At 64.6% G+C, this 22676-nt stretch carries 21 protein-coding genes; 9 read left to right on the plus strand and 12 right to left on the minus strand.

The genetic code is table 11. From position 1 onward, the window contains the following. Positions 1-40: 40 nt before the first annotated feature. The 7 genes from DCO48_RS22780 to DCO48_RS20255 form a co-directional block, all read right to left on the minus strand. Positions 41-208: a hypothetical protein gene (locus DCO48_RS22780; protein ID WP_165840809.1), complete on the minus strand. Its 168-nt coding sequence runs from the start codon at positions 206-208 to the stop codon at positions 41-43. Next, positions 205-1326 carry a PepSY domain-containing protein gene (locus DCO48_RS20230; protein WP_116552381.1) on the minus strand — a complete coding sequence of 374 codons (1122 nt, stop codon included), beginning with the start codon at positions 1324-1326 and terminating at the stop codon, positions 205-207. Before DCO48_RS20230 ends, DCO48_RS22780 begins: the two co-directional genes overlap by 4 nt. Positions 1327-1388: 62 nt before the next feature. After that, positions 1389-3815 carry a TonB-dependent receptor gene (locus DCO48_RS20235; RefSeq protein WP_116552382.1) on the minus strand — a complete coding sequence of 809 codons (2427 nt, stop codon included), beginning with the start codon at positions 3813-3815 and terminating at the stop codon, positions 1389-1391. 115 nt (positions 3816-3930) lie between these two features. Continuing rightward, entirely contained in the window at positions 3931-4905 is a 975-nt protein-coding gene (locus DCO48_RS20240) for a FecR domain-containing protein (protein ID WP_116552383.1), read from the minus strand. Then, complete coding sequence (locus DCO48_RS20245; protein WP_116552384.1) at positions 4902-5420, minus strand: RNA polymerase sigma factor; 519 nt, start codon at positions 5418-5420, stop codon at positions 4902-4904. Before DCO48_RS20245 ends, DCO48_RS20240 begins: the two co-directional genes overlap by 4 nt. Positions 5421-5526: 106 nt before the next feature. Further along, positions 5527-6237, minus strand: coding sequence for a PolC-type DNA polymerase III (locus DCO48_RS20250; RefSeq protein WP_116552385.1), 711 nt, complete (start codon positions 6235-6237; stop codon positions 5527-5529). After that, entirely contained in the window at positions 6234-8171 is a 1938-nt protein-coding gene (locus DCO48_RS20255) for a DUF294 nucleotidyltransferase-like domain-containing protein (RefSeq protein ID WP_116552386.1), read from the minus strand. The genes DCO48_RS20250 and DCO48_RS20255 overlap by 4 nt, the downstream gene beginning before the upstream one ends. A gap of 209 nt (positions 8172-8380) precedes the next feature. Here DCO48_RS20255 and DCO48_RS20260 point away from each other — a divergent pair, with 209 nt between their 5' ends. Beyond that, on the plus strand, positions 8381-8824 hold the full coding sequence (locus DCO48_RS20260) for a response regulator (RefSeq protein ID WP_116552387.1): 444 nt from the start codon (positions 8381-8383) through the stop codon (positions 8822-8824). Positions 8825-8903: 79 nt separating this feature from the next. Here DCO48_RS20260 and DCO48_RS20265 read toward each other — a convergent pair whose 3' ends face one another. Further along, the gene (locus DCO48_RS20265) at positions 8904-11081 is read right to left on the minus strand and encodes a malate synthase G (RefSeq protein WP_116552388.1); all 2178 of its coding nucleotides are present in this window, start codon (positions 11079-11081) and stop codon (positions 8904-8906) included. A 439-nt stretch (positions 11082-11520) separates the two neighbouring features. Here DCO48_RS20265 and DCO48_RS20270 point away from each other — a divergent pair, with 439 nt between their 5' ends. Next, positions 11521-12039, plus strand: a complete 519-nt coding sequence (locus DCO48_RS20270; RefSeq protein ID WP_116552389.1) for a glycine cleavage system protein R — start codon at positions 11521-11523, stop codon at positions 12037-12039. Between the two features lie 4 nt (positions 12040-12043). Here DCO48_RS20270 and rarD read toward each other — a convergent pair whose 3' ends face one another. The 4 genes from rarD to DCO48_RS20290 all read right to left on the minus strand — a co-directional run bounded on the left by rarD (position 12044) and on the right by DCO48_RS20290 (position 15626). Next, entirely contained in the window at positions 12044-12931 is an 888-nt protein-coding gene (gene rarD, locus DCO48_RS20275; RefSeq protein WP_116552390.1) for an EamA family transporter RarD, read from the minus strand. A 65-nt stretch (positions 12932-12996) separates the two neighbouring features. Beyond that, positions 12997-13971, minus strand: coding sequence for a serine/threonine protein kinase (locus tag DCO48_RS20280; protein WP_116552391.1), 975 nt, complete (start codon positions 13969-13971; stop codon positions 12997-12999). A 93-nt stretch (positions 13972-14064) separates the two neighbouring features. Next, positions 14065-14829 carry a TOBE domain-containing protein gene (locus DCO48_RS20285; RefSeq protein WP_116552392.1) on the minus strand — a complete coding sequence of 255 codons (765 nt, stop codon included), beginning with the start codon at positions 14827-14829 and terminating at the stop codon, positions 14065-14067. A gap of 59 nt (positions 14830-14888) precedes the next feature. Further along, positions 14889-15626, minus strand: a complete 738-nt coding sequence (locus DCO48_RS20290) for a ComF family protein (protein ID WP_116552393.1) — start codon at positions 15624-15626, stop codon at positions 14889-14891. 90 nt (positions 15627-15716) lie between these two features. On the opposite strand from DCO48_RS20290, the gene bioB reads away from it, so the two are divergent. The 7 genes from bioB (at position 15717) to DCO48_RS20325 (ending at position 22670) form a co-directional block, all read left to right on the plus strand. Continuing rightward, positions 15717-16775, plus strand: a complete 1059-nt coding sequence (gene bioB, locus DCO48_RS20295) for a biotin synthase BioB (RefSeq protein WP_116552394.1) — start codon at positions 15717-15719, stop codon at positions 16773-16775. A 7-nt stretch (positions 16776-16782) separates the two neighbouring features. Continuing rightward, positions 16783-17955 (plus strand): 8-amino-7-oxononanoate synthase, encoded by a 1173-nt coding sequence (bioF, locus tag DCO48_RS20300; protein WP_116552395.1) that lies wholly within the window; start codon positions 16783-16785, stop codon positions 17953-17955. After that, positions 17948-18679 carry an alpha/beta fold hydrolase gene (locus DCO48_RS20305; protein WP_116552396.1) on the plus strand — a complete coding sequence of 244 codons (732 nt, stop codon included), beginning with the start codon at positions 17948-17950 and terminating at the stop codon, positions 18677-18679. The genes bioF and DCO48_RS20305 overlap by 8 nt, the downstream gene beginning before the upstream one ends. Next, entirely contained in the window at positions 18672-19496 is an 825-nt protein-coding gene (gene bioC, locus DCO48_RS20310; RefSeq protein ID WP_116552397.1) for a malonyl-ACP O-methyltransferase BioC, read from the plus strand. The genes DCO48_RS20305 and bioC overlap by 8 nt, the downstream gene beginning before the upstream one ends. Position 19497: 1 nt before the next feature. Beyond that, on the plus strand, positions 19498-20178 hold the full coding sequence (bioD, locus tag DCO48_RS20315) for a dethiobiotin synthase (RefSeq protein ID WP_116552398.1): 681 nt from the start codon (positions 19498-19500) through the stop codon (positions 20176-20178). A 118-nt stretch (positions 20179-20296) separates the two neighbouring features. Further along, the gene (locus DCO48_RS20320; RefSeq protein WP_116552399.1) at positions 20297-20593 is read left to right on the plus strand and encodes a pyrroloquinoline quinone biosynthesis protein PqqE; all 297 of its coding nucleotides are present in this window, start codon (positions 20297-20299) and stop codon (positions 20591-20593) included. A gap of 271 nt (positions 20594-20864) precedes the next feature. After that, positions 20865-22670 carry a phenylacyl-CoA dehydrogenase gene (locus DCO48_RS20325; protein WP_116552400.1) on the plus strand — a complete coding sequence of 602 codons (1806 nt, stop codon included), beginning with the start codon at positions 20865-20867 and terminating at the stop codon, positions 22668-22670. Positions 22671-22676 lie beyond the last annotated feature (6 nt).

The following is a 22676-nucleotide window of genomic DNA, read 5'->3' on the forward strand; positions in this document are numbered from 1 at the left end:
GTCGCGGGACGAGTCGGGTCGCCGACTCGTCCCGCGCTGACTATCTGGCGGCCGGTACAAACCCGCGCAGGCTGAACCACACCGGCAAGCCCAGCCCCAGCCAGGCCAGGGCATCCCAGCCGCCATCGCCGAGCAGCGCCGCAAACAACCCCGCCGCCCCCAGCAGGCCGATCACACAGGGTGGCCCAAAGACCTTCCAGAGCTTCATCGCGTCATCTCCACGGCCGGCACCGCCGCCCGCCGCCGGACCCACCACAGATACACGCCGCTAGCCAGCACGATGATCGTCAGCACATCCAGCAGCGCCCAGAGGATCTGCATCGGCCGGCCGCCGTAGTCGCCAAAGTGCAGCGGCTGCGACAGGCCCATCGCATCCATGTACCACGGTCGCTCACCCACGGCGGTCACCGCCAGCGTGCGCGCATCGATCAACACCGGGGTCAGCAGGTGCGCCGTCAAATGCGTACTGCCCTTCATGAACACCGCGTAATGGTGCTCGCTGGAGAAGCGTGTCCCCGGGAAGGCGATGAAGTCCGGCTGCATCCCTGGCGCAGCCTCGGCGGCGATGTCGAGCACCCGGCTCACCGGGGCCAGTTCGCTCAGCGGCGGCGCGTCGCGGTATGGCGCAACCATCGCGGTCAGGCTGTCGTTGCGCCAGGCGGCAATCACCAGGTCGGACAGTGCGCTGATCACCCCGGTCAGCCCCACCACCAGCGCCCAGGTCAGGGTGACGATGCCGATCAGGTTGTGCAGGTCGAGCCAGCGCAGGCGCCGCGACTTGTCGTGGCGCACCGTGGCAAAGTCCAGCCGGCGCATGAACGGCGCATACAGCACCCCCCCGGAAATGATCGCCACGACAAACAGCAGGCCCATGAACGCCAGCAGCAACTTGCCCGGCAAGCCGGCAAACAGGTCGACGTGCAAGCGCAGCATGGTCAGCATGAAGCCGCCATTGGCCGAGGGCATTTCCACGACTTCGCCGGTACGTGCATCGAGCATGAAGGTGTGCGAGGCATTCGGCTCGGTAGCGGCCGTGGCGGCCATGATCGCGATCACGCCGTTGCGGTCGTCCTCGTCCCAGCCAACGTACTGCATCGCTTCGCCCGGACGGTGGGCCTGGGCGTTGAGTACCAGTTGCTGGAGGTCCAGCCGAGGGGTATCGGCCGGCAGCACCTTGAGCTCGGGCGCGTCGCCCAGCAGGTGGTCGATTTCATGGTGGAAGATCAGCGGCAACCCGGTAACCGCCAGCAACAGCAGGAACAGGGTGCAGATCAGGCTGGTCCAGGTGTGGACGAAGGACCAGCGACGAATGGTTTTGGCTTGCATAGGTCAACACACAGGAAAGCGAACAGCCGGACCGTGTCCGGCCTCGCAGATGAACAGGCGGATCAGAATTCCAGCTGAGCCGAGAACGCTACCGTGCGCGGGTCGCCCAGGTAGAAGCTGTTGAGCCAGTATTCCTTGTTGCTCAGGTTGCTGAGGTTGACGCGCAAGGTCAGGTTGTTGTCGGCAACGTGCAGCTTGTAGCGAGCACCGGCATCGAAGGTGGTGAAGGAGGGCAGGCTGTCGTGGTTGGCCTCGTCCGAGTACTGCTTGCCGGTATAGAACGCACCGCCGGTCAGGGCGAAACCGGGCAGGGCGTCCAGGTCATATTCGGCGTAGACCTTGGCCAGTTGCTTGGCGACGTTGGTCGGGGCGTTACCCTCGTTGGCGGCAATCGCCGTTTTCTTGATTTTCGCATCGATCAGGGTAACCCCACCGACTACGGTGAGCGCCGGCACGACCTTGCCGGTCACGCTGAACTCCATGCCGTTGTTTTCCTGGCGGCCGTCCTGGGTGTAGAGGCCCAGGCTGTTTTTGTAGTTATTGGGTTTGTCGATGTTGAAGAAGGCGAGGGTCAGCAATGTCTCGCCCACGGTCGCTTTGGCACCGATTTCATACTGCTCGCTCACCTGTGGCGCCAGTGCCTGTCCGGCGTTCAGCGCATCGTTAGGGGCAACACCGCCGGCTTGCAGGCCTTCGATGTACGTCGCGTAGGTGGTCAGCCACGGCATCGGCTTGTAGATGAGCGAGATGTTCGGCGATGTTTTGTGTTTGTTGTACTTGGTTTCCGTCTCGGGTTTACCAAACGGCGCAGTGTAGACGAACTCGTTAGCGTAGCTCTTGATCTGGGTCTGGGTGACGCCCAGGATTGTCGACCACTGCTCGTTGAAGGTGATGATGTCGCCCAGCAGGAAGTTGTTGCTCTCGGCGCTGTTGGCCAGGCGCTTGTCACCATGGCCGATGGAGTAGCCCGGCTTTTCCACCTGCGGACGTTCGCCGAGGGAAATATCACCCACCGGCGAGGTGTATTGCGGCCCCGGGAACGGGATGTGGTCTTCGTGTTGTTTGGTGCGGACGGTGTTGCCCTGGTAACCCAGGGTCATCTTGTGATCGAGCCAGCCGGTCTGGAAAGCCGCGTCGAGGAACAGATAGCCGGACTTCTCTTCGGTATCGGTTGGCGCGAAGGCATAGATCGGCTGGGTGTAGGTCGTGGCGCTGGTCAGCGTCGGTCCGGTGTAGGTGTATTCGTCAGTGTATTGCTGCGCCGCAAAGGCACCGCGCAGGGTGAATACGTCGTTCAGGCGCCAGTTGGCGCGAACGCCAGCCTTGTCGGTTTGGTTGTCGGAGAACGACCATTTCTGGCTATAGAGCTTGTCGTTCTTCAGCGACGAGGCGCTTGGCCGCTCTACCCCTGGCGGTACATACCAGTAGCTGCTGAGGCCGCGCATTTGGGTTTTTCGGTGCGAGGCATCGAACTGCACCAGCAGGTCGTCGCTGACGTTCCAGTCGAGCGCGAGGCTGATCATCTGGCGGCGACGTTTTTGCAGATCGATGGCAGTTTCGCCATCTTGGCTCAGCAGGTTCAGGCGATAGGCGAACTGGCCTTCTGAGTCGAGCGGGCCGCCGAAGTCGCCATGCAGGTAGTAATTTTCGCCGCCAGCGTTGCCCAGGGTAACGCTGTTGTAGCGTGTGTAGGTGGGTCGCTTCAGCACATAGTTGGCCAAGCCGCCGGGCTGTGCCGGGCCATAGAGAAAGCCGGTGAGGCCCGTGATGATTTCCAACTGCTCGGTGTCTTCGATGAAGTTGCCGGCATCGGCATTGGTGCTGAAACGCAGACCGTCGTTGGCGATGTTCAGGTTGCCGGCGCCGCTGAAGCCACGCACGCTCACCGCACTGGCATAGCCAGCGCTTTTCGGGGCGAACAGCTGGGTCGCCGGGTTACGCTTGAACACCTCGTCAAGGGTGGTGGCCTGGGTGTTTTTCAGAAATTCCTGCGAGGCCACGCTCATCGAGTAAGGCGTGTCCTGAAGCTTCATCGCGCCCAGCGCCCCGACATTTCGTACGTTCTCTAGCCGATAACCTGCCTCGGCAGTGCCTTCGCTGGGGCTGGTGCTGGCGCTAATGCTGGTTTCCGGCAGGGCCAAGCTGCCCTCCGGGGTGGCGACCAGGCTGTAGGTGCCGGCACTGCTTTGCTGCAGTTGCACGCCGGTGCCGCGCAGGGCCGCTTGCAGGGCGCCGACGCCGTCGTATTGGCCTTGCACCGGTGCCGAGGTACGCCCGTTGGCCAGGCGCGGGTCCAGGGCCAGGGCAATGCCGGCCTGGGAGGCGATCTGGTTCAGGGTGGTGGCCAATGGCGCGGCTGGCAGGTTGTAGCTACGCAGGTTGCCGGCGGTTTCGGCGGCGATCAGCGGGGTGCTGGCCAGAGGCGCGGCAATGGCGATGGCCATGGCCAGCAGGCTGGGACGCAGGAAGCTTTCGATTGAGCGGGGCATGCGGGTCCTCGACGGAATATGTGCTTACTAGCCTCCTTGCCGAGCGAGAAATGAAAAGTGTCAGGGCTGATGAGAAATATTTTTATTGGTTGGAAAGAGGGGCCGCGATGGGCCCTCAAGGTGTATCGCTACGCGCCACCACCGTCGTCCACCACGGCGTATGTTGCTGCACCTGCACCGGCAGGGTCGGCAACAGCGACTTCAGTGCGAGGTCGGTATCCTTGAGCGGGAAACTGCCGGTGATGCGCAAACCCGCCACCTCCGGCGCCACGCCCAGGTAACCGCTGCGATAGCGCCCCAGCTCGGCCACCAGCTGATCCAGCCGCACGTTGTCGACCACCAGCATGCCGCGCGTCCAGGCGTCGGCGCCTTGCGTCAGGCTGTTCACCTGGCCCAGCCGGTCATGGCTCATCAGCACCTGCTGGCCTTCGTGAAGGATCTGCTCGTCGCCGCTGGCCTGCGGTTTGGCGGCCACCGCCGACTGCAACACGCTCAAGCGCGTGCCGTCGTCCTCCAGGCGCACCAGGAAGCGTGTGCCCAGCGCACGCAGGCGCCCATCACTGGTGGCGACGACGAACGGTCGGTCGTCCTTGTGCCCGGTCTCGATGGAAATCTCGCCCTCGTGCAGCACGATCAGGCGTTCCTTCTCGCTGAAGCGCACATCTACCGCAGAATGCGTGTTCAGGCTGATCAGGGTGCCGTCGGCCAGGCGCAAGCTACGCTGCTCACCGGTGGCGGTGCGCTGGTCGGCCAGCCAGTAGCCGAGCGACGGCTGCGCGCCCAGCCAGCTCAGCAGCCCGCCCACCAGCACGATACTGGCCAGCCCGCTGCCGAGCTTGCGCACCCGTCGGCGCAAACCGGCGCGCGACTGCAGGAACGCCTGGCGTGCCGGCCCGGCGGCCGCCGCGAAGCGCTGATCGACCATGCCCAGCTGCCTCCAGGCGCGCGCGTGCTCTTCATCGGCGGCGTGCCAGCGGGCGAACTCGTCGCGCTCGGCTTCGCTGCCGCTGCCGGCGTCCAGGCACAACTGCCAGGCAATCGCCGCATCGAGCACCGAGGCCGACACCGGTTTGGCGTTGAAACTGCTCACGTCGGCTCCCCATACAGCGCCACATAACACTGGCGCATGCCCTGGGCGAGGTACTGGCGCACACGTGATACCGACACACCGAGGCGCTCGGCAATCTCGGCATGGCCGAGGCCGTCGAGGCGGTTATAGAGGAATGCGGCGCGGGCCTTGCTCGACAGCCTGGCGAGCAGGCGGTCGATGGCCTTGAGGTCTTCGAGGATCAGGTGCTGCGCTTCCGGCGAGGGCTGCTCGGCTTCCGGCACCCGTTGCAGCTCGGCGAGGTACGCCTGCTCCAGCGCGCTGCGGCGGAAGTGATCGAACAGCAGGCCCTTGGCGATTGCCGCCAGCAACGCCCGCGGTTCGCGCGGCGTCGTCAGTGCGTCGCGGCCGAGCAGGCGCACGAAGGTGTCCTGGCTCAAGTCCTCGGCGCGGTGCGTGCAGGCAATACTGCGCCGCAGCCAGGCGAGCAGCCAGCTGCGATGGTCACGGTACAGCGCACCGACCAGCTCGCTGTGTGGGCTTTGCACAGACGACAAGGCGTTCCCCGAAAAAGATTCGTTAAATAACGAGAATTATTCGCGATTGTCGCAGAGCGTAGGAATCTGTGCAATTAACGCTCATCGGCGCGTGCAGGAGGTGTGCTTAGAAGCTGTGGCTCATCTGCCGTCTTCTGCGCCAGTTGCCTAGGCGCTGCTCCAGTAGCCGTGGGCTGTCGAGCTGCTGCCGGCGAGCCTGGCTGAACAGGATCAGTGCCAGTTCTGCGGTCACTTGTGCGTCGGCGCTGGCGTGATGGCGTTCGGCCGCCTGTAGGCCGAAATACGCGGTCCAGTCGTCCAGCCCGGCATCGCGCAGGACCACCGCCGGGTTGAGCAGCGGCGCCAGTTCGGCGACATCGAGGAACGGATGCTGCAGCTTGTAGCCGAGGCTGTCTTTCAGCGCGCGGGCCAGCATGCGCTGGTCGAAGCCGGCATGAAAGGCCAGCAACGGGCTGTCGCCGACAAAGGTCATGAACGCCAGCAAGGCCTCGGCCGGGTCGCAGCCGGCGGCGATCGCGCTTGGTCCCAGGCCGTGCAATAGCACGCTGGGGCCGGTCTTGTGGTCGTGGCGGTGCAGGGTGCGTTCGAACTGCTGGGCGAAGTCGATGGCGCCGTCTTCGATCACCACCGCGCCAATCGACAGCACCTGGTCGCGGTTGACGTTCAGGCCACTGGTTTCCAGGTCGAGCACCACCCAGCGCTGCGCACGCAGGCTCTGCTCGCTAAATTCGGCCGGTGCCGGCAACTGGGCCAACTGCTGGCGCTGCGCATCATTCAACAGCGGCTGGTTGGGGCGCAACCAGGTAAACAGGCTCATAGCTGGTACCGCAGGGCCAGGCTGCTTTGCAGGCGCTGGGCCTGGCGCAGGGATTCGCGAAGGATGCGCCGGTCCAGATCGTTCAGGCTGTCCGGGTCGACACGGTTGGAGTAGGGCTGGTTCTGCCGCGTCTGCAACTGGTGCTGTTGCATGCGTGTCTGCTGGATGAACTGGTAGGCTTCCTCATAGGCGCCGCCGTCGAGCGGGTCGATCACCTCGCGGTTGACCAGCTCGCGCAGGCGCTCCAGGGTGTTGTTGGCGCTGATGCCGTTGGCCAGCGCGAGCAGCCGCGCACCATCGACGAAGGGGGTCAGGCCCTGCACCTTGAGGTCGAGGGTGGCGGCCTTGTCGTTGCCCTGGCGGGTCAGCACGAACTCGCGGAAGCGCCCCACCGGCGGCCGCTGGCGCAGCGCGTTGTCGGCCATCATGCGCTGGAACAGGCGGTTGTCGGCCACCTGCTGGAGGATGCTGTGGCGCAGTTGCTCACAGGCCTGCTCTTCGCCCCAGACCACCCGCAGGTCGAAATAGATGCTGGAGGCCAGCAGGTTCTCCGGGGTCGCTTCGCGGATGAACGCGGCGAAGCGCCGGGCCCACTCGGCACGCGACAGGCACAGCTCGGGGTTGCCGGCCATGATGTTGCCCTTGCACAGGCTGAAGCCGCACTGTGCCAGGCCCTGGTTGATGTGCTGGGCCAGCGGCAGCAGGCGCCCGCGAATCTCGGCGGCATGCGCGGCGTCGCGGGCTTCGAAGAGGATGCCATTGTCCTGGTCGGTGTGCAGGGTCTGTTCGCGGCGGCCTTCGCTGCCGAAACACAGCCAACTGAACGGCACGCCGGGGTCGCCCTTGTCCTGGATCGCCAGCTCGATCACCCGGCACACGGTGTGGTCGTTGAGCAGGGTGATGATGTGGGTGATCTGCGTCGACGAGGCGCCGTGGGCCAGCATGCGCTCCACCAACTGGCCGATCTCGCCGCGCAGTGCCACCAGTTGTTCCACGCGTGGTGCGTGGCGGATGGTGCGGGCCAGGTGTACCAGGTCGACCCGTTGCAGGGAGAACAGGTCGCGCTCGGAAACCACGCCACACAGGCGTTGATCCTCTACCAGGCAGACGTGGGCGATATGCCGCTCGGTCATCGCGATGGCCGCGTCGAAGGCGCTGTGCTGTGGGCTCAGGTGGAACGGCTTCGCGGTCATGTGCGCGGCAATCGGCGCAGCGAAGTCGGTGCTGCTGTCGGCCACTACCTGGCGCAGGTCGCGCAGGGTAAAGATGCCGAGCGGCGCGCGCTGCGGATCGACGATGACGATGCTGCCGACCTGCTGCTCGTGCATCAGCCCTACGGCTTCGCGCACCGAGGTGTCCGGGCTGCACACCACCGGATGACGCATGGCCAGCTCGCCCAGGCGGGTGTTCAGCGAATACTGGTTGCCGAGGGTTTCCACAGCGCGGCGCTGGACTTGCTGGTTGACCTGGTCGAGCAGGCTGCTGACCCCGCGCAGGGCGAAGTCGCGAAACGCCTCGGAAAGGGCGAACAGGCGGATGAACGCAGCCTTGTTCAGTTGCAGGCAGAACGTATCTTCGGCCGCCAGGTGTTCGGTGCGGGTGGCGCGCTCGCCGAGCAGTGCCGCCAGCGGGAAGCATTCGCCGCAGGTGATTTCGAAGGTGGTTTCGGTGCCGCCCTTGACCACATGGGTGCGCTCGCCGACCACGCGGCCCTGCTTGACGATGTAGAAGTGCTCGACGGGCCCGTCGGCCGGTTTGATGATGCTTTCGTCGGCGGCGTAGAAGCGCAACTGACACTGTTCAACCAGGTACGCCAGGTGGGCGTTTTCCATCTGATTAAAGGGAGGAAAGCGTTGCAGGAACTGCATGGTCCCATGGATGTTCTGCATCACTGCAGTTTTCCCGGCCTGGGTGAAGGCGTCCATCTTGCTCATAGCACTACCGCGTCTTTGTTGTCGGCACAGGGCGACCGACCTTGTTGTTCTCGGCCTTCATGGTCGGCCGCAGGGGGCGCAGTGCCCATTGGACGTAAGTCTAAAGTGGACGCCGTCAATTAGCCGACGAACGGCGGATTGCGTGCAGACGGAATGCGGTCTGAACTTGATTCAAGGACATTTTGCGGGTCAATGACGATGAGACGGCCATGTCCGATCACGAAGACATCCTGAGCGAAGCGGAGCGTGAGGCATTGGCGAACGTCACGGCGCCACCGGCTGCGCCGTTGAAAGTGCTGATTGTGGACGACGACGAGCAGTCCCGCGAAAGCCTGGCAGCGTATCTGGACAGCCGTGGTGTGGCCTGTGTGACCGCCGGCGGGGTGGCGGAGGCGTTGCAGCGGCTGAATCGCGACCGGCGGATTGGCGTGCTGGTGACCGACTTGCGCATGGCGCCGTTGAACGGGCTAGAGCTGATCCGGCAGATTCGTGAATCGGACAAGGCGGCGTTGCCGATCATCATTGTGTCGGGCGATGCCGATGTGAAAGACGCCATCGAGGCGATGCACCTGAGCGTGGTGGATTTTCTGCTCAAGCCGGTGGATGTGGAGAAGTTGGTGGGCTTGGTGCGCAAGGAACTGGGGATCAAATAGGCCGTTATCGCGGGACGAGTCGGGTCGCCGCATCGCCGCTCCCACAGGAGATTCTGTGGGAGCGGACGGGCCCTAAGCCTTACAGCCCGTTACGCGCCTTGAACTCGCGGCGACGACGGTGCAGCACGGGCTCGGTGTAGCCGTTTGGCTGCTGGGTGCCTTCGACTACCAGTTCGACCGCCGCCTGGAAGGCGATGTTGTTGTCGAAGTCGGGGGCCAGCGGGCGGTACAGCGGGTCGTTGGCGTTTTGCTTGTCCACCACCGGTGCCATGCGCTTGAGGCTTTCCAGCACCTGCGCTTCGCTGACGATGCCGTGACGCAGCCAGTTGGCCAGCAACTGGGCGGAAATCCGCAGGGTGGCACGGTCCTCCATCAGGCCGACATCGTTGATGTCCGGCACTTTCGAACAACCCACGCCCTGGTCGATCCAGCGCACAACGTAGCCAAGGATGCCCTGGGCGTTGTTGTCCAGCTCGTTGCGGATCTCTTCCTCGGACCAGTTGGTGTCGGCTGCCAGCGGGATGGTCAGGATGTCGTCGACCGAAGCCGGCGCACGCTTGGCGATCTCGGCCTGACGGGCGAACACGTCAACCTTGTGGTAGTGCAGCGCATGCAGCGCCGCCGCGGTTGGCGATGGGACCCAGGCGGTGTTGGCACCCGCCAGCGGGTGGGCAATCTTCTGCACCAGCATGTCGGCCATCAGGTCGGGCATTGCCCACATGCCTTTACCGATCTGCGCCCGGCCTTGCAGGCCAGCGGCCAGGCCGATGTCGACGTTGGAGTTCTCGTAGGCGCCGATCCATTTCTGGGTCTTCATGGCGCCCTTGCGCACCACGGCGCCAGCTTCCATGGAGGTGTGGATCTCGTCGCCGGTACGGTCGAGGAAGCCGGTGTTGATGAACACCACACGCTCTTTGGCCGCTTCGATACAGGCCTTGAGGTTGACCGTGGTACGGCGCTCCTCGTCCATGATGCCGACCTTGAGGGTGTTGCGCTTCATGCCCAGCACATCCTCGATGCGGCCGAACAGCTCGTTGGTGAACGCCGCTTCTTCCGGGCCGTGCATCTTCGGTTTGACGATGTACACGGAGCCGCTACGGCTGTTCTTGCGGCTGGTGTTGCCGTTGAGGTTGTGGATCGCCGCCAGGTTGGTGACCAGGCCGTCGAGGATGCCTTCCGGCACTTCGTTGCCATCCTTGTCGAGGATCGCGTCGATGGTCATCAGGTGGCCGACGTTACGCACGAACAGCAGCGAACGGCCGTGCAGGGTCACCTTGCCGCCGTTTGGCGCGGTGTACTCGCGGTCCGGGTTCATGGTGCGGGTGAAGGTCTGACCGCCCTTGCTGACGCTTTCCGACAGGTCGCCCTTCATCAGGCCCAGCCAGTTGCGGTAGATCACTACCTTGTCGTCGGCATCGACTGCGGCGACCGAGTCTTCGCAATCCATGATGGTGGTCAGCGCAGCTTCCATCAGCACGTCTTTGACACCGGCGGCATCGGTCTGGCCGACCGGGGTGCTGGCATCGACCTGGATTTCGAAGTGCAGGCCGTTGTGTTTGAGCAGCACGGCGGTCGGTGCGGCGGCGTCGCCGTGGTAACCGATCAGTTGTGCGTCGTCACGCAGGCCGCTGTTGCTGCCGCCCTTGAGGCTGACTACCAGCTTGCCGTCGGCGATGCTGTAGCGGGTGGCGTCGACGTGGGAGCCGGCAGCCAGTGGCGCCGATTCGTCGAGGAAGGCGCGGGCGAAGGCAATGACCTTGTCGCCACGGACCTTGTTGTAGCCTTTGCCTTTCTCGGCGCCGCCTTCTTCGCTGATGGCATCGGTGCCATACAGCGCGTCATACAGCGAACCCCAGCGGGCGTTGGAAGCGTTCAGGGCGAAACGCGCGTTCATCACCGGTACCACCAGCTGCGGGCCGGCCATGCGGGCGATTTCGTCGTCGACGTTTTGCGTGGAGACCTGGAAGTCCGCTACTTCTGGCAGCAGATAACCGATTTCCTGAAGGAAGGCTTTGTAAGCCGAAGCATCGTGGGCCTGACCTTTGCGCGCCTGGTGCCAGGCGTCGATCTGCGCCTGCAGTGCGTCACGTTTGGCCAGCAGGGCTTTGTTCTTTGGAGCGAGGTCGTTGATGATCTTTTCCGCCCCGATCCAGAACTGTTCGGCGTTGACGCCGGTTCCGGGAATGGCTTCGTTATTCACGAAGTCGAACAGGACTTTGGCGACCTGAAGGCCACCGACTTGAACGTGTTCAGTCATTGCTTGCCTCACTCTGCTCAGCTATTCAGCTCTTCAATTTAAAGCCTGTAGCGCTTCTCTAAGCACGGCACCAGGGCATGCCCTTGCGGGCGGCTGGGTGCGGCCTGCCAGACGGGCTGGCGGGCGGTTTCGTGATTTCACAGGCGCCTTGGCAGACATCGATCCGACAGTATGTAGTCCGCGCTGCGGCATACTACATGATGCGCTGCGCTTGTGAAAATCAGACTAAATACGTCGTTCTGCGACCATTCGGTCGCATAGGGTCACGCTGGGAAGGGATATGTTCTCAAAAATCTGGTGAATTGTTCCAGATAAATCTTAAAACAGTACACGATTTGTAATTTTGCACACCTGCGGCAGGTTGCCGCGCCTTGCCTATACTGACTCGGCGCTTCGACGTTTCGGGCGTGCCGACGGCGTTCCAGCAGAGGATTTGGGTGTGGAGCATCTTGTACTGACAGTCATCGCCCCGGACCAGGCCGGCCAGGTCGAGCGTATCGCTGAATGCATTGCCGAGCATAGTGGCAATTGGCTGGAGAGCCGCATGTCGCGCATGGCCGGGCAATTCGCCGGGATCCTGCGGGTGGCGGTGCCGGCAGAACACCATGAGGCGCTGGTGGAGGCGTTGCAGGCGCTGGGCAAGCACGGCATTCGCGTGCTGATCGCCGAGGGCGGGATCGAGCCGTCTTGCACCTGGAAGCCGATCGCCATGCAGCTGGTTGGCAACGACCGGCCGGGGATCGTCCGCGACATCACCCGCCTGCTGGCCGAGCAGGGGGTGAACCTGGAGCGCTTTACCACCGACGTGCGCCCGGCGCCGATGAGCAGCGAGCCGCTGTTTCATGCCGACGCGCTGCTGGCGGTGCCGCTGACGCTAGCGCTCGATAGCCTGCAGAAAAAGCTCGAAGCGCTGGCCGACGACCTGATGGTCGAGCTGGAACTGCGCCCCGAGGAATAGCCACTCAGCTGCGTCGACGCAGGCTCAGCCAGGCGTCGACGCTATACAGCGCCAGGCCGGCCCAGATGAACATGAAGGCGATCAGCGTGCTCTGCGAGAGGTGCTCGTCGAACAGCCAGACCGCTTGCAGCAGCACCAGGGTCGGTGCCAGGTACTGCAGGAAGCCCAGCGTGGTGTATGGCAGGTGACGGGCAGCGGCGTTGAAGCACACCAGCGGCACCAGCGTGACCGGCCCGGCCGCAATCAGCCAGAGCGCTTCGCTGCTGGTATAGAAACTTGGCTGGGCGCTCATTGCCAGAGGGTTGAGCAGTAGCCAGCCGAGCGCCAGCGGCACCAGCATCCAGGTTTCCACCACCAGCCCGGGCAAGGCCGCCACCGGCGCCTGCTTGCGGATCAGGCCATAGAAACCGAAGCTTAGCGCCAGGGCCAGCGACACCCACGGCAGGTGGCCGACTTGCCACACCTGCTGCGCCACACCGACCGCCGCGAGGCCGACCGCCACCCATTGCAGGCGGCGCAGGCGCTCGCCGAGCAGCAGCATGCCCAGCAGCACGTTGATCAGCGGGTTGATGTAGTACCCCAGGCTGGCCTCCAGCATGCGGCCGTTGTTCACCGACCAGACATAGGTCAACCAGTTGAACGCGATCAGCGATCCGCTCAGGGCCAGAATCGCCAGGCGTCGCGGGTTGTCGCGCAGTTCGCGCCACCAACCGGGGTGCTTCCAGACCAGTAGCAGCAGCGAACCGAACAGGGCCGACCAGAGCACCCGGTGGACGATGATCTCCACCGACGGCACGCTCTGCAGCGCTTTGAAGTAAATGGGGAACAGGCCCCAGATGATGTAGGCGGTCAGGCCCAGGATGTACCCGCGGCGCGGGTTGGCGGCTTGCATGCTGATTCCTTGCTTAGGCAACTATCTATAACGCTGGGCTATTGTAGACAGACTCGCCGGCGCATCTAGAACAATTTCAACGGTTCTTCGTCCAGGGCTGCGGTCTGCTCGCGCAGGGCCAGAATCTGGTCGCCCCAGTAGCGCTCCTGGCCGAACCAGGGGAAGCTGCGCGGGAATGCCGGGTCGTCCCAGCGGCGGGCCAGCCAGGCGCTGTAGTGCAGTTGGCGTAGCGCGCGCAGTGGCTCGATCAGGGCCAGTTCACGCGGGTCGAAGTCGTGGAACTCGTTGTAGCCGTCCATCAGTTCGGCGAGCTGGCCGAGGCGTTCGTGGCGCTCGCCGGCGAGCATCATCCACAGGTCCTGGACGGCCGGGCCCATGCGGCAGTCGTCGAGGTCGACGATGTGGAACACGTCGTCGCGGCACATCATGTTGCCGGGGTGGCAGTCGCCGTGCAGGCGGATGACCTTGTGCGGGGTGGCGGCGTAGGCGGCTTCGACGCGCTTGAGCAGGTCGCGGGCCACCGACTCGTAGGCAGGCCGCAGGCTTTTCGGAATGAAGTCGCCTTCGAGCAGGGTGCTCAGCGAGGCGTGGCCGAAGTTGCTCACGGCGAGCGCTTCGCGGTGTGCGAACGGGCGGCTGGCGCCGACGGCGTGCAGGCGGCCGAGCAACTGGCCGAGGCGGTAAAGCTGGTCGAGGTTGCCCGGTTCCGGGGCGCGGCCGCCACGGCGGGGGAACAGGCTGAAGCGGAAACCGGCGTGTTCGAACAGGCTGGCGCCGTTGTGGATCAGCGGGGCGACCACTGGCACCTCGCAGTCGGCGAGTTCGGCGGTGAAGGCATGTTCTTCGAGGATGGCCGCGTCGCTCCAGCGCCCGGGGCGGTAGAACTTGGCGATCAGCGGCTCGCGGTCTTCGATGCCGACCTGATAGACGCGGTTTTCGTAGCTGTTGAGGGCCAGCACGCGGGCATCGCTGAGAAAGCCGAGGCTTTCTACGGCATCCAGGACCAGGTCGGGGGTGAGTTTATCGAAGGGATGAGACATGCTTGCTCCTGCCGTGCGGCAGGTGGGCCGCATCATGGCTGGCATGGTAACGCAGGGCGGTGAATCAGGGGGCCTCATCGCGGGACTAGCCCGCTATACCGGTGTCCCGAGCAACACATTCGCCGGCGAAAAGCTCACCTGCAACGCACTGCCCACGGTAATCCGCTGGTCCTGCAACCACTGCGGCTCGGCAAACGCACACAGCGTCTGGCCATTGCCGAGCATCAGCCGAACCTCGGTCGACCCCGCCGGGTCCGCCAGCAACTCCTGCACCTCGGCGCGCAACAGGTTCTGCCCCGGCGTCGGCTGTTCATCCAGGCCCAACAGTTGCAGCCAGCCGGCCTTGATCAGCGCCACGACCGCGGTGCCCGGCTCCAGCTCCAGGCGCACGGTGCTGTCATGGGTGATCTGCGCATTGACCCGCACTTCGCCAGCGAGCGACAGCTGCACGGTGTCATTGCGCCCCTGCGGGTGGATCGCGCTGATCCGCCCATGCAACTGATTACGCGCACTGGTGCGCAGCATCAGTCGGCTGAGCAGGTCGAGGTCGCTGGCATCTTCCGCCGCTTCGAGGATCTGCGCCTGCAAGGCCTGCAACTTCTGATACAGCCGCAACACCCGCAGGCCTTCCTCGGACAGCTTCGCGCCACCGCCGCCGCGACCGCCGACGCTACGCTCGACCAGCGGCGCGGCGGCGAGGTTGTTCAGTTCGTCGATGGCGTCCCAGGCGGCCTTGTAGCTCATTCCGGCGCTCTTCGCGGCACGGGTGATCGAGCCTTGCTCGGCGATGTGCTGGAGCAGGGCGATGCGCTGCGGGCGACGAACGATGTGTTGGGTCAGCGGTGCGGACAAGGACATGGGCAGGCACGAGTGATGAACGAGAACGTCTTGGAAAGTGCCCGCGCGCCCGACGCAAGTCAAGCGCTGCCGGGCTTGGGCGTGCGCGCCAGGCAGTACACATCGACCCGCGCCGCACCGCCGGCCTTCAACAGCGTGGCCACGGCCTGGGCGGTAGCACCGGTGGTCAGCACGTCGTCGATCAGGGCCAGGTGCAGGCCGTCGATGGTGGCCGGCGCAGGTAGCACGAAGGCGTCCCTGAGGTTGCGTTGGCGCGCCCTGGCGCTCAGGCCTTGCTGCGCCGGGGTATCGCGGATACGCCCGAGCACCTGGTCGGTGCAGGCTATGTTCAGCTGCCGTCCCAGCCAGCTGGCGAGCATCCCGGCCTGATTGAACCCACGCTGGCGCAAGCGCTGCCGGCCCATCGGCACCGGCAGCAGCAACGCCGGGCGCGGCAGGCCCTCGGCGAAGCGATGGGTCAGCCAGTTGCCGAGCAACTGCGCCAGCAAGCGCCCCAATGGCCAGTGCTGACGATGCTTGAAGCGGCTGATCAGCGTATCCAGCGGAAACCCGTAATGCCAGGGTGCTTCCACTTGCTGGAACGCCGGCCGCCGTCGACTGCACTGGCCGCAGGTCAGCCCGCGCATGGGCAGTGGCAGGGCGCAGACCCGACAGCGCTCGTCGAGCCAGGGCAGTTCCGCCTCGCAGGCGGCGCAGATCGGCAGCAATTGCTCGGCCGGTTCATCGCACAATAAACACTTTTGGTTATTATTTAGCCAGTTGTAAACCAGCTGTTTGAGTCGCGGTTGACAGTGCATGGCGCTTCCTTAACTATGCGAACTATCCGTGATGCGCTGGCGGGCACCCCGTGCCCCGGCGCCTGTTCAAGCCTAAACAAGGAAACACCCATGAGCGCGAGCACAACTGCAACGCTTCGTCACGACTGGTCGCTGGCCGAAGTCAAAGCCCTGTTCCAGCAACCCTTCAATGACCTGCTGTTTCAGGCGCAGACCGTGCACCGCGCGCATTTCGACGCCAACCGCGTGCAAGTATCGACGCTGCTCTCGATCAAGACCGGCGCCTGCCCGGAAGATTGCAAATATTGTCCGCAGTCCGGCCACTACAACACCGGGCTGGAAAAACAGAAGCTGATGGAAGTGCAGAAGGTCCTCGAAGAGGCTGCTCGCGCCAAAGCCATCGGCTCTACCCGCTTCTGCATGGGCGCGGCGTGGAAGCACCCGTCGGCCAAGGACATGCCCTACGTGTTGCAGATGGTCAAAGGGGTCAAGGCCATGGGCCTGGAAACCTGCATGACCCTGGGCAAGCTCGACCAGGAGCAGACCACCGCCCTCGCCGAAGCTGGGCTGGACTACTACAACCACAACCTCGACACCTCGCCGGAGTTCTACGGCAGCATCATCACCACCCGCACCTACAGCGAGCGCCTGCAAACCCTGAGCTACGTGCGCGATGCCGGGATGAAGATCTGCTCGGGCGGCATCCTCGGCATGGGTGAGTCGCTGGACGACCGCGCCGGCCTGCTGATCCAGCTGGCCAACCTGCCGGAACACCCCGAATCGGTGCCGATCAACATGCTGGTGAAAGTGGCCGGTACGCCACTGGAAAACGCCGAGGAAGTCGACCCGTTCGACTTCATCCGCATGCTCGCGGTGGCGCGCATCCTCATGCCGCAATCGCACGTGCGGCTGTCGGCCGGGCGTGAGGCGATGAACGAGCAGATGCAGGCGCTGGCGTTCTTCGCCGGGGCCAACTCGATCTTCTATGGCGAAAAGCTGCTGACCACCGCCAACCCGCAAGCCGACAAGGACATGCAGCTGTTTGCCCGCCTGGGGATCCAGCCCGAAGCGCGCGAAGAGCACGCCGACGAAGTGCACCAGGCTGCCATCGAGCAGGCGCTGATCGAGCAGAAGAGCAGCGAGCTGTTCTACAACGCCGCATCCGCCTGAGGTGCGCATGGGCTTCGATCTGAAAGCGCGCCTGGAGCAGCGGCGCGCGGCGGCGCTGTATCGCCAGCGGCCTTTGCTGCAAAGCCCGCAAGGGCCGCAGGTGGTGGTCGATGGCCAGCCGCTGCTGGCGTTTTGCAGCAACGATTACCTGGGCCTGGCCAACCACCCCGAGGTGATTGCGGCCTGGCGCGCCGGCGCCGAGTGCTGGGGTGTCGGTGGCGGCGCCTCGCACCTGGTGATCGGCCACAGCGGCGCGCACCACGAACTGGAACTGGCCCTGGCCGAGTTCACCGGGCGGCCGCGGGCGCTGCTGTTCACTACCGGTTACATGGCCAACCTCGGCACCCTGACGGCGCTGGTCGGGCAGGGCGACAGCGTGTTGCAGGACCGCCTCAACCACGCCTCCCTGCTCGACGCCGGGCTGCTCAGCGGTGCGCGTTTCAATCGCTACCTGCATAACGATGCGGCAAGCCTGGGCAAGCGCCTGGAGAAAACCGTCGGCAACACCCTGGTGGTTACCGATGGCGTGTTCAGCATGGACGGCGATGTCGCCGCCTTGCCGGCGCTGGCTGCCGAAGCGCGCGCCAGGGGCGCCTGGCTGATGGTCGACGATGCCCATGGCTTCGGCACCCTGGGCAAGCACGGCGGCGGTGTCGCCGAGCATTTTGGCCTGGGCCTGGATGAGCTGCCGGTGCTGGTCGGCACCCTGGGCAAGGCATTCGGCACGGCTGGCGCCTTTGTCGCCGGCAGCGAAGAGCTGATCGAAAGCCTGATCCAGTTCGCCCGCCCCTACATCTATACAACCAGCCAGCCACCGGCGTTGGCCTGCGCCACCCTGAAAAGCCTGCAATTGTTGCGCGACGAACACTGGCGCCGTGAGCACCTGGCGGCGCTGATCCGCCAGTTCCGCGAGGGCGCCGAACAGATCGGCCTGCAACTGATGGACAGCTTCACGCCGATCCAGCCGATCCTCATCGGCGATGCGGCGCGCGCGCTGCACCTGTCGCAGTTGCTGCGCGAACGCGGGCTGATGGTCACCGCCATCCGCCCACCGACCGTACCGGCCGGCAGCGCCCGGTTGCGCGTGACCCTGACCGCCGCGCACAGCGCAGCGCAGGTACAGCTATTGTTGAATGCGTTGGCCGAGTGTTATCCACAGTTGGAGCCTGCCGATGCGTAATCGACTGATATTGCTGCCGGGCTGGGGCCTGGGCACTGCTGCACTGGAACCGCTGGCGGCAAGCCTGCGGGCGCTGGACACCAGCCTGCAGGTGGAACTGGCGCCCTTGCCGGCATTGGCCGAAGGCGAACTGCCGCACTGGCTCGACGATCTCGACCGACGCCTGCCCAACGATACCTGGCTGGGCGGCTGGTCGCTTGGTGGCATGCTCGCCGCCGAGCTCGCGGCGCGCCGCGGCGATCATTGCTGCGGCTTGCTGACCCTGGGCAGCAACGTCCGCTTTGTCGCCCGCGCCGACTGGCCGCATGGCATGCCGGCCGATACCTTCGAGACCTTCCTCGACGGCTGCCGCAGCCATACCCAGGTGACCCTCAAGCGCTTCAAGTCGTTGTGCAGTCAGGGCGCCGCCGAGCCGCGCAGCCTGATCCGCCAGCTCGACGTCGGCATCAGCCCGGCCGACCCGGTGCACCTGGCCAAAGGCCTGGAGGTGCTGGCCCAGCTCGACACCCGTGCCGCCCTGCAGGCGTATGCCGGCCCGCAGTTGCACCTGTTCGCCGGTAACGATGCGCTGGTGCCGGCCGAGGCCGCGCGCGCGCTGAGTGATTTGTTGCCCGATGTTGAAGTAGGCCTGGTCGAGGATGCCGCGCACGCCTTCCTCCTCGAATACCCCCAGGAACTGGCCCACACCATCAAGAACTTCCTGCACGAGAGCGGCGATGACTGATCTTTCCCTGCCGAAACTGCCTGGCAGTTTGCCCGACAAGCGCCAGGTGGCAGCGTCGTTTTCCCGCGCGGCGGCCAGCTACGACAGTGTTGCCGAGCTGCAACGGGCGGTTGGTGCGCAGTTGCTGGCGCAGTTGCCGGCGGCACTGCCACCACGCCGCTGGGTCGACCTGGGCAGCGGCACCGGGCATTTCAGCCGTGCCCTGCAGGCCCGTTATCCACAGGCTGACGGCGTGGCCGTGGACATCGCCGAAGGCATGTTGCGTCACGCCCGCGAACTGGGCGGTGCGGCCTATCACGTAGTCGGCGATGCCGAGCGTCTGCCGCTGCGCGAGGCCAGCGCCGAGCTGGTGTTCTCCAGCCTGGCGGTGCAATGGTGCGCGGACTTTGCGGCGGTGCTCGGTGAGGTGCGGCGGGTGTTGCAGCCGGGCGGGGTGTTCGCGTTCGCCAGCCTGTGCGTCGGCACCCTGCACGAGTTGCGCGAAAGCTGGCAGGCGGTGGACGGCATGGTTCACGTCAACCGCTTTCGTCGTCTCGACGACTATCAGCGCCTGTGCGCCGCCAGCGGCCTGTGCGTGTTGGGGCTCGATGCCCGGCCGCATGTGCTGCACTATCCCGACCTGCGCAGCCTGACCCACGAACTCAAGGCCCTCGGTGCGCACAACCTCAATCCGGGGCGTCCGGCCGGGCTCACCGGGCGCGCGCGCATGCAGGGCCTGTTGCAGGCCTACGAGCGCTTCCGCCAACCGGCTGGGCTGCCGGCGACCTATCAGGTGGTCTATGGTGTTCTGCAACTGCCGTTGACCCAGGGGAAATGACATGAGCGCGGCCTATTTCATCGCCGGCACCGATACCGATGTCGGCAAGACCACGGTTGCCGCCGGCTTGCTGCATGCGGCGCAGCTCGCCGGGTTGTCCACCCTCGGCGCCAAGCCGGTCGCGTCCGGTTGTGAGGCCACCGCCAAGGGCCTGCGCAATGCCGACGCGCTGGCGCTGATGGCGCAGAGCACACTCAAACTGCCCTACGAGCAGGTCAACCCGTTCGCCTTCGAACCGGCCATCGCCCCGCACCTGGCAGCGCGCGAGGCTGGCGTGGCGCTGAGTGTCGCCGCCCTGCTGGCGCCGCTGCACGAGGTGCTGGCCCAGGGGGCGGATTTCACCCTGATCGAGGGCGCGGGCGGCTGGCGCGTGCCACTGTCGGACGTGGCCAACCTGTCCGACCTGGCGATTGCCCTGAAGCTGCCGGTGATTCTGGTGGTGGGGGTGCGCCTGGGTTGTATCAATCACGCCCTGCTCAGCGCCGAAGCCATCGCCCGCGACGGCCTGCAACTGGCCGGCTGGGTGGCGAATATCGTCGATGCGCGCACCTCGCGCCTGGAGGAAAACCTCGCCACCCTGGCCGAGCGCCTGCCTGCGCCATGCCTCGGCCGGGTGCCGCGGCTCAAGGGCATTTCGGCCGAACGGGTCGCCGAATACCTGCAACTGGATCTGCTGGACTAGGCAGCGTCTATTACCCGGCACGCTGCCATTAGTGTTTTTCACGGGCCTTTTGGCGCGTGCTCTGGTTCAATAGGCCACTCAATTGCCACCTTCGCCTTCAGCGTTTTGGAGTATTGAAATGGAAATCTCGGGCAGTTCCGCATTCTATGCCGGCCTGGGCGCCATTCAGGCTGGGCAGAACCGCGTCGACAACGCAGCCAGCCAGATCGCCAACACCACCGTCGAACGTGCCGCCACCAGCCAGTCCAGCGACTACCAGGCCGAGCGCCTGCGCTCGGTCGACCGCAGCCAGCAAATGGACCTGGCCACCGCCAGCGTCGAGATGGCCCTGGGCAAGCATCAGGTCGAACTCGGTGTCAAAGTGGCCAAAGCATCGGACGAAATGCTCGGTACCCTGATCGATACCTACGCCTGAGCCGTCCCGGCCAGCGCCCTTCGTTCCTTCAACTAGTCTTTATTCATCAGCGCCTTGGCTTCATTGCCAGGCGCTTGGTTGCGCTTGCGCGCCGGTCTGGCCGGCGGCCTGTGCGCAGCCGTCAGTGGCAGAAGTGCCGTCGGAGGGGTGCTTGACAAGTTTTCGGCGTAAACGTATGTTTCAAACAACTGTTTGACCGAAAGCCACCAAGAGCTGGTCGGTGTTACGCGGTCTCCCTATCTCCAGGATTCATCAGCAGAGGTTCATCGCAATGCCTGAATATAAAGCCCCCTTGCGTGATATTCGCTTCGTTCGTGACGAGCTGCTCGGCTATGAAGCGCACTATCAGAGCCTGCCGGCTTGCCAGGACGCCACTCCAGACATGGTCGATGCCATCCTTGAGGAAGGCGCCAAGTTTTGTGAACAGGTACTGGCCCCGCTGAACCGTGTCGGTGACCTGGAAGGCTGTACCTGGAGCGAAGCGGGCGTGAAAACCCCGACCGGCTTCAAGGAAGCCTACAAACAATTCGTTGAAGGCGGCTGGCCGAGCCTGGCGCACGACCTTGAGCACGGCGGCCAGGGCCTGCCGGAATCGCTGGGTCTGGCGATCAGCGAAATGGTCGGTGAGTCGAACTGGTCGTGGGGCATGTACCCAGGCCTGTCGCACGGTGCGATGAACACCATCTCCGAGCACGGCACCCCAGAGCAGCAGCACACCTACCTGACCAAGCTGGTATCCGGCGAGTGGACCGGCACCATGTGCCTGACCGAGCCGCACTGCGGTACCGACCTGGGCATGCTGCGCACCAAGGCCGAACCTCAGGCCGACGGGTCCTACAAAGTCAGCGGCACCAAGATCTTCATCTCGGCCGGTGAACACGACATGGCCGACAACATCGTCCACATCGTGCTGGCCCGCCTGCCGGATGCACCGGCCGGCACCAAAGGCATCTCGCTGTTCATCGTGCCGAAGTTCCTGCCGACCGCCGAAGGCACCGTGGGCGAGCGCAACGCCGTTTCCTGCGGTTCGTTGGAGCACAAGATGGGCATCCACGGCAACGCCACCTGCGTGATGAACTTCGACGCTGCCACCGGCTACCTGATCGGCCCGGCCAACAAAGGCCTGAACTGCATGTTCACCTTCATGAACACCGCTCGCCTGGGGACCGCGCTGCAAGGCCTGGCCCACGCCGAAGTGGCGTTCCAGGGTGGCCTGAAATACGCTCGCGACCGTCTGCAAATGCGCTCGCTGACCGGCCCGAAAGCGCCGGAAAAAGCCGCTGACCCGATCATCGTCCACCCGGACGTGCGTCGCATGCTGCTGACCATGAAAGCCTTCGCCGAAGGTAACCGCGCGATGGTCTACTTCACGGCCAAGCAGGTCGACATCGTCAAGTACAGCCAGGACGAAGAAGAGAAGAAGAAAGCCGACGCACTGCTGGCCTTCATGACGCCGATCGCCAAGGCGTTCATGACCGAAGTCGGTTTCGAGGCGGCCAACCACGGCGTGCAGATCTACGGCGGCCACGGCTTCATCGCCGAGTGGGGCATGGAGCAGAACGTTCGCGACAGCCGCATCTCGATGCTGTACGAAGGCACCACCGGTATCCAGGCACTCGACCTGCTCGGCCGTAAAGTGCTGATGACCCAGGGCGAGGCGCTGAAGGGCTTCACCAAGATCGTGCACAAGTTCTGCCAGAACCAGGAAGGCAACGAAGCCATCAAGGAATTCGTTGCGCCACTGGCCCAGCTGAACAAGGAGTGGGGCGAGCTGACCATGAAAGTGGGCATGGCCGCGATGAAGGACCGCGAAGAAGTCGGTGCCGCTTCGGTGGACTACCTGATGTACTCCGGTTACGCCTGCTTGGCCTACTTCTGGGCCGACATGGCGCGCCTGGCGGCCGAAAAACTGGCTGCCGGTACCAGCGACGAAGCCTTCTACACCGCCAAACTGCAAACCGCGCGCTTCTACTTCCAGCGCATCCTGCCGCGTACCCGTACGCACGTGGCGACCATGCTGTCGGGTGCCAACAACCTGATGGACATGAACGAAGAGCACTTCGGTCTGTCGTACTGATCGAAT

Origin of the sequence: Pseudomonas sp. SDI, assembly GCF_003105155.1 — a bacterium.
Lineage (GTDB): Bacteria > Pseudomonadota > Gammaproteobacteria > Pseudomonadales > Pseudomonadaceae > Aquipseudomonas.

Excerpts from the sequence above, each read along its gene's own strand:
- DCO48_RS20325 (WP_116552400.1), top strand. The coding sequence starts at position 20,865 with ATGCCTGAATATAAAGCCCCCTTGCGTGATATTCGCTTCGTTCGTGAC.
- rarD (WP_116552390.1), bottom strand. The coding sequence starts at position 12,931 with ATGCAAGCCGCCAACCCGCGCCGCGGGTACATCCTGGGCCTGACCGCC.
- DCO48_RS20230 (WP_116552381.1), bottom strand. The coding sequence starts at position 1,326 with ATGCAAGCCAAAACCATTCGTCGCTGGTCCTTCGTCCACACCTGGACC.
- DCO48_RS20280 (WP_116552391.1), bottom strand. The coding sequence starts at position 13,971 with ATGTCTCATCCCTTCGATAAACTCACCCCCGACCTGGTCCTGGATGCC.
- DCO48_RS22780 (WP_165840809.1), bottom strand. The coding sequence starts at position 208 with ATGAAGCTCTGGAAGGTCTTTGGGCCACCCTGTGTGATCGGCCTGCTG.
- DCO48_RS20290 (WP_116552393.1), bottom strand. The coding sequence starts at position 15,626 with ATGCACTGTCAACCGCGACTCAAACAGCTGGTTTACAACTGGCTAAAT.
- bioF (WP_116552395.1), top strand. The coding sequence starts at position 16,783 with ATGGGCTTCGATCTGAAAGCGCGCCTGGAGCAGCGGCGCGCGGCGGCG.
- bioB (WP_116552394.1), top strand. The coding sequence starts at position 15,717 with ATGAGCGCGAGCACAACTGCAACGCTTCGTCACGACTGGTCGCTGGCC.
- DCO48_RS20320 (WP_116552399.1), top strand. The coding sequence starts at position 20,297 with ATGGAAATCTCGGGCAGTTCCGCATTCTATGCCGGCCTGGGCGCCATT.
- DCO48_RS20250 (WP_116552385.1), bottom strand. The coding sequence starts at position 6,237 with ATGAGCCTGTTTACCTGGTTGCGCCCCAACCAGCCGCTGTTGAATGAT.
- bioD (WP_116552398.1), top strand. The coding sequence starts at position 19,498 with ATGAGCGCGGCCTATTTCATCGCCGGCACCGATACCGATGTCGGCAAG.
- bioC (WP_116552397.1), top strand. The coding sequence starts at position 18,672 with ATGACTGATCTTTCCCTGCCGAAACTGCCTGGCAGTTTGCCCGACAAG.
- DCO48_RS20285 (WP_116552392.1), bottom strand. The coding sequence starts at position 14,829 with ATGTCCTTGTCCGCACCGCTGACCCAACACATCGTTCGTCGCCCGCAG.
- DCO48_RS20255 (WP_116552386.1), bottom strand. The coding sequence starts at position 8,171 with ATGAGCAAGATGGACGCCTTCACCCAGGCCGGGAAAACTGCAGTGATG.
- DCO48_RS20260 (WP_116552387.1), top strand. The coding sequence starts at position 8,381 with ATGTCCGATCACGAAGACATCCTGAGCGAAGCGGAGCGTGAGGCATTG.
- DCO48_RS20265 (WP_116552388.1), bottom strand. The coding sequence starts at position 11,081 with ATGACTGAACACGTTCAAGTCGGTGGCCTTCAGGTCGCCAAAGTCCTG.
- DCO48_RS20305 (WP_116552396.1), top strand. The coding sequence starts at position 17,948 with ATGCGTAATCGACTGATATTGCTGCCGGGCTGGGGCCTGGGCACTGCT.
- DCO48_RS20235 (WP_116552382.1), bottom strand. The coding sequence starts at position 3,815 with ATGCCCCGCTCAATCGAAAGCTTCCTGCGTCCCAGCCTGCTGGCCATG.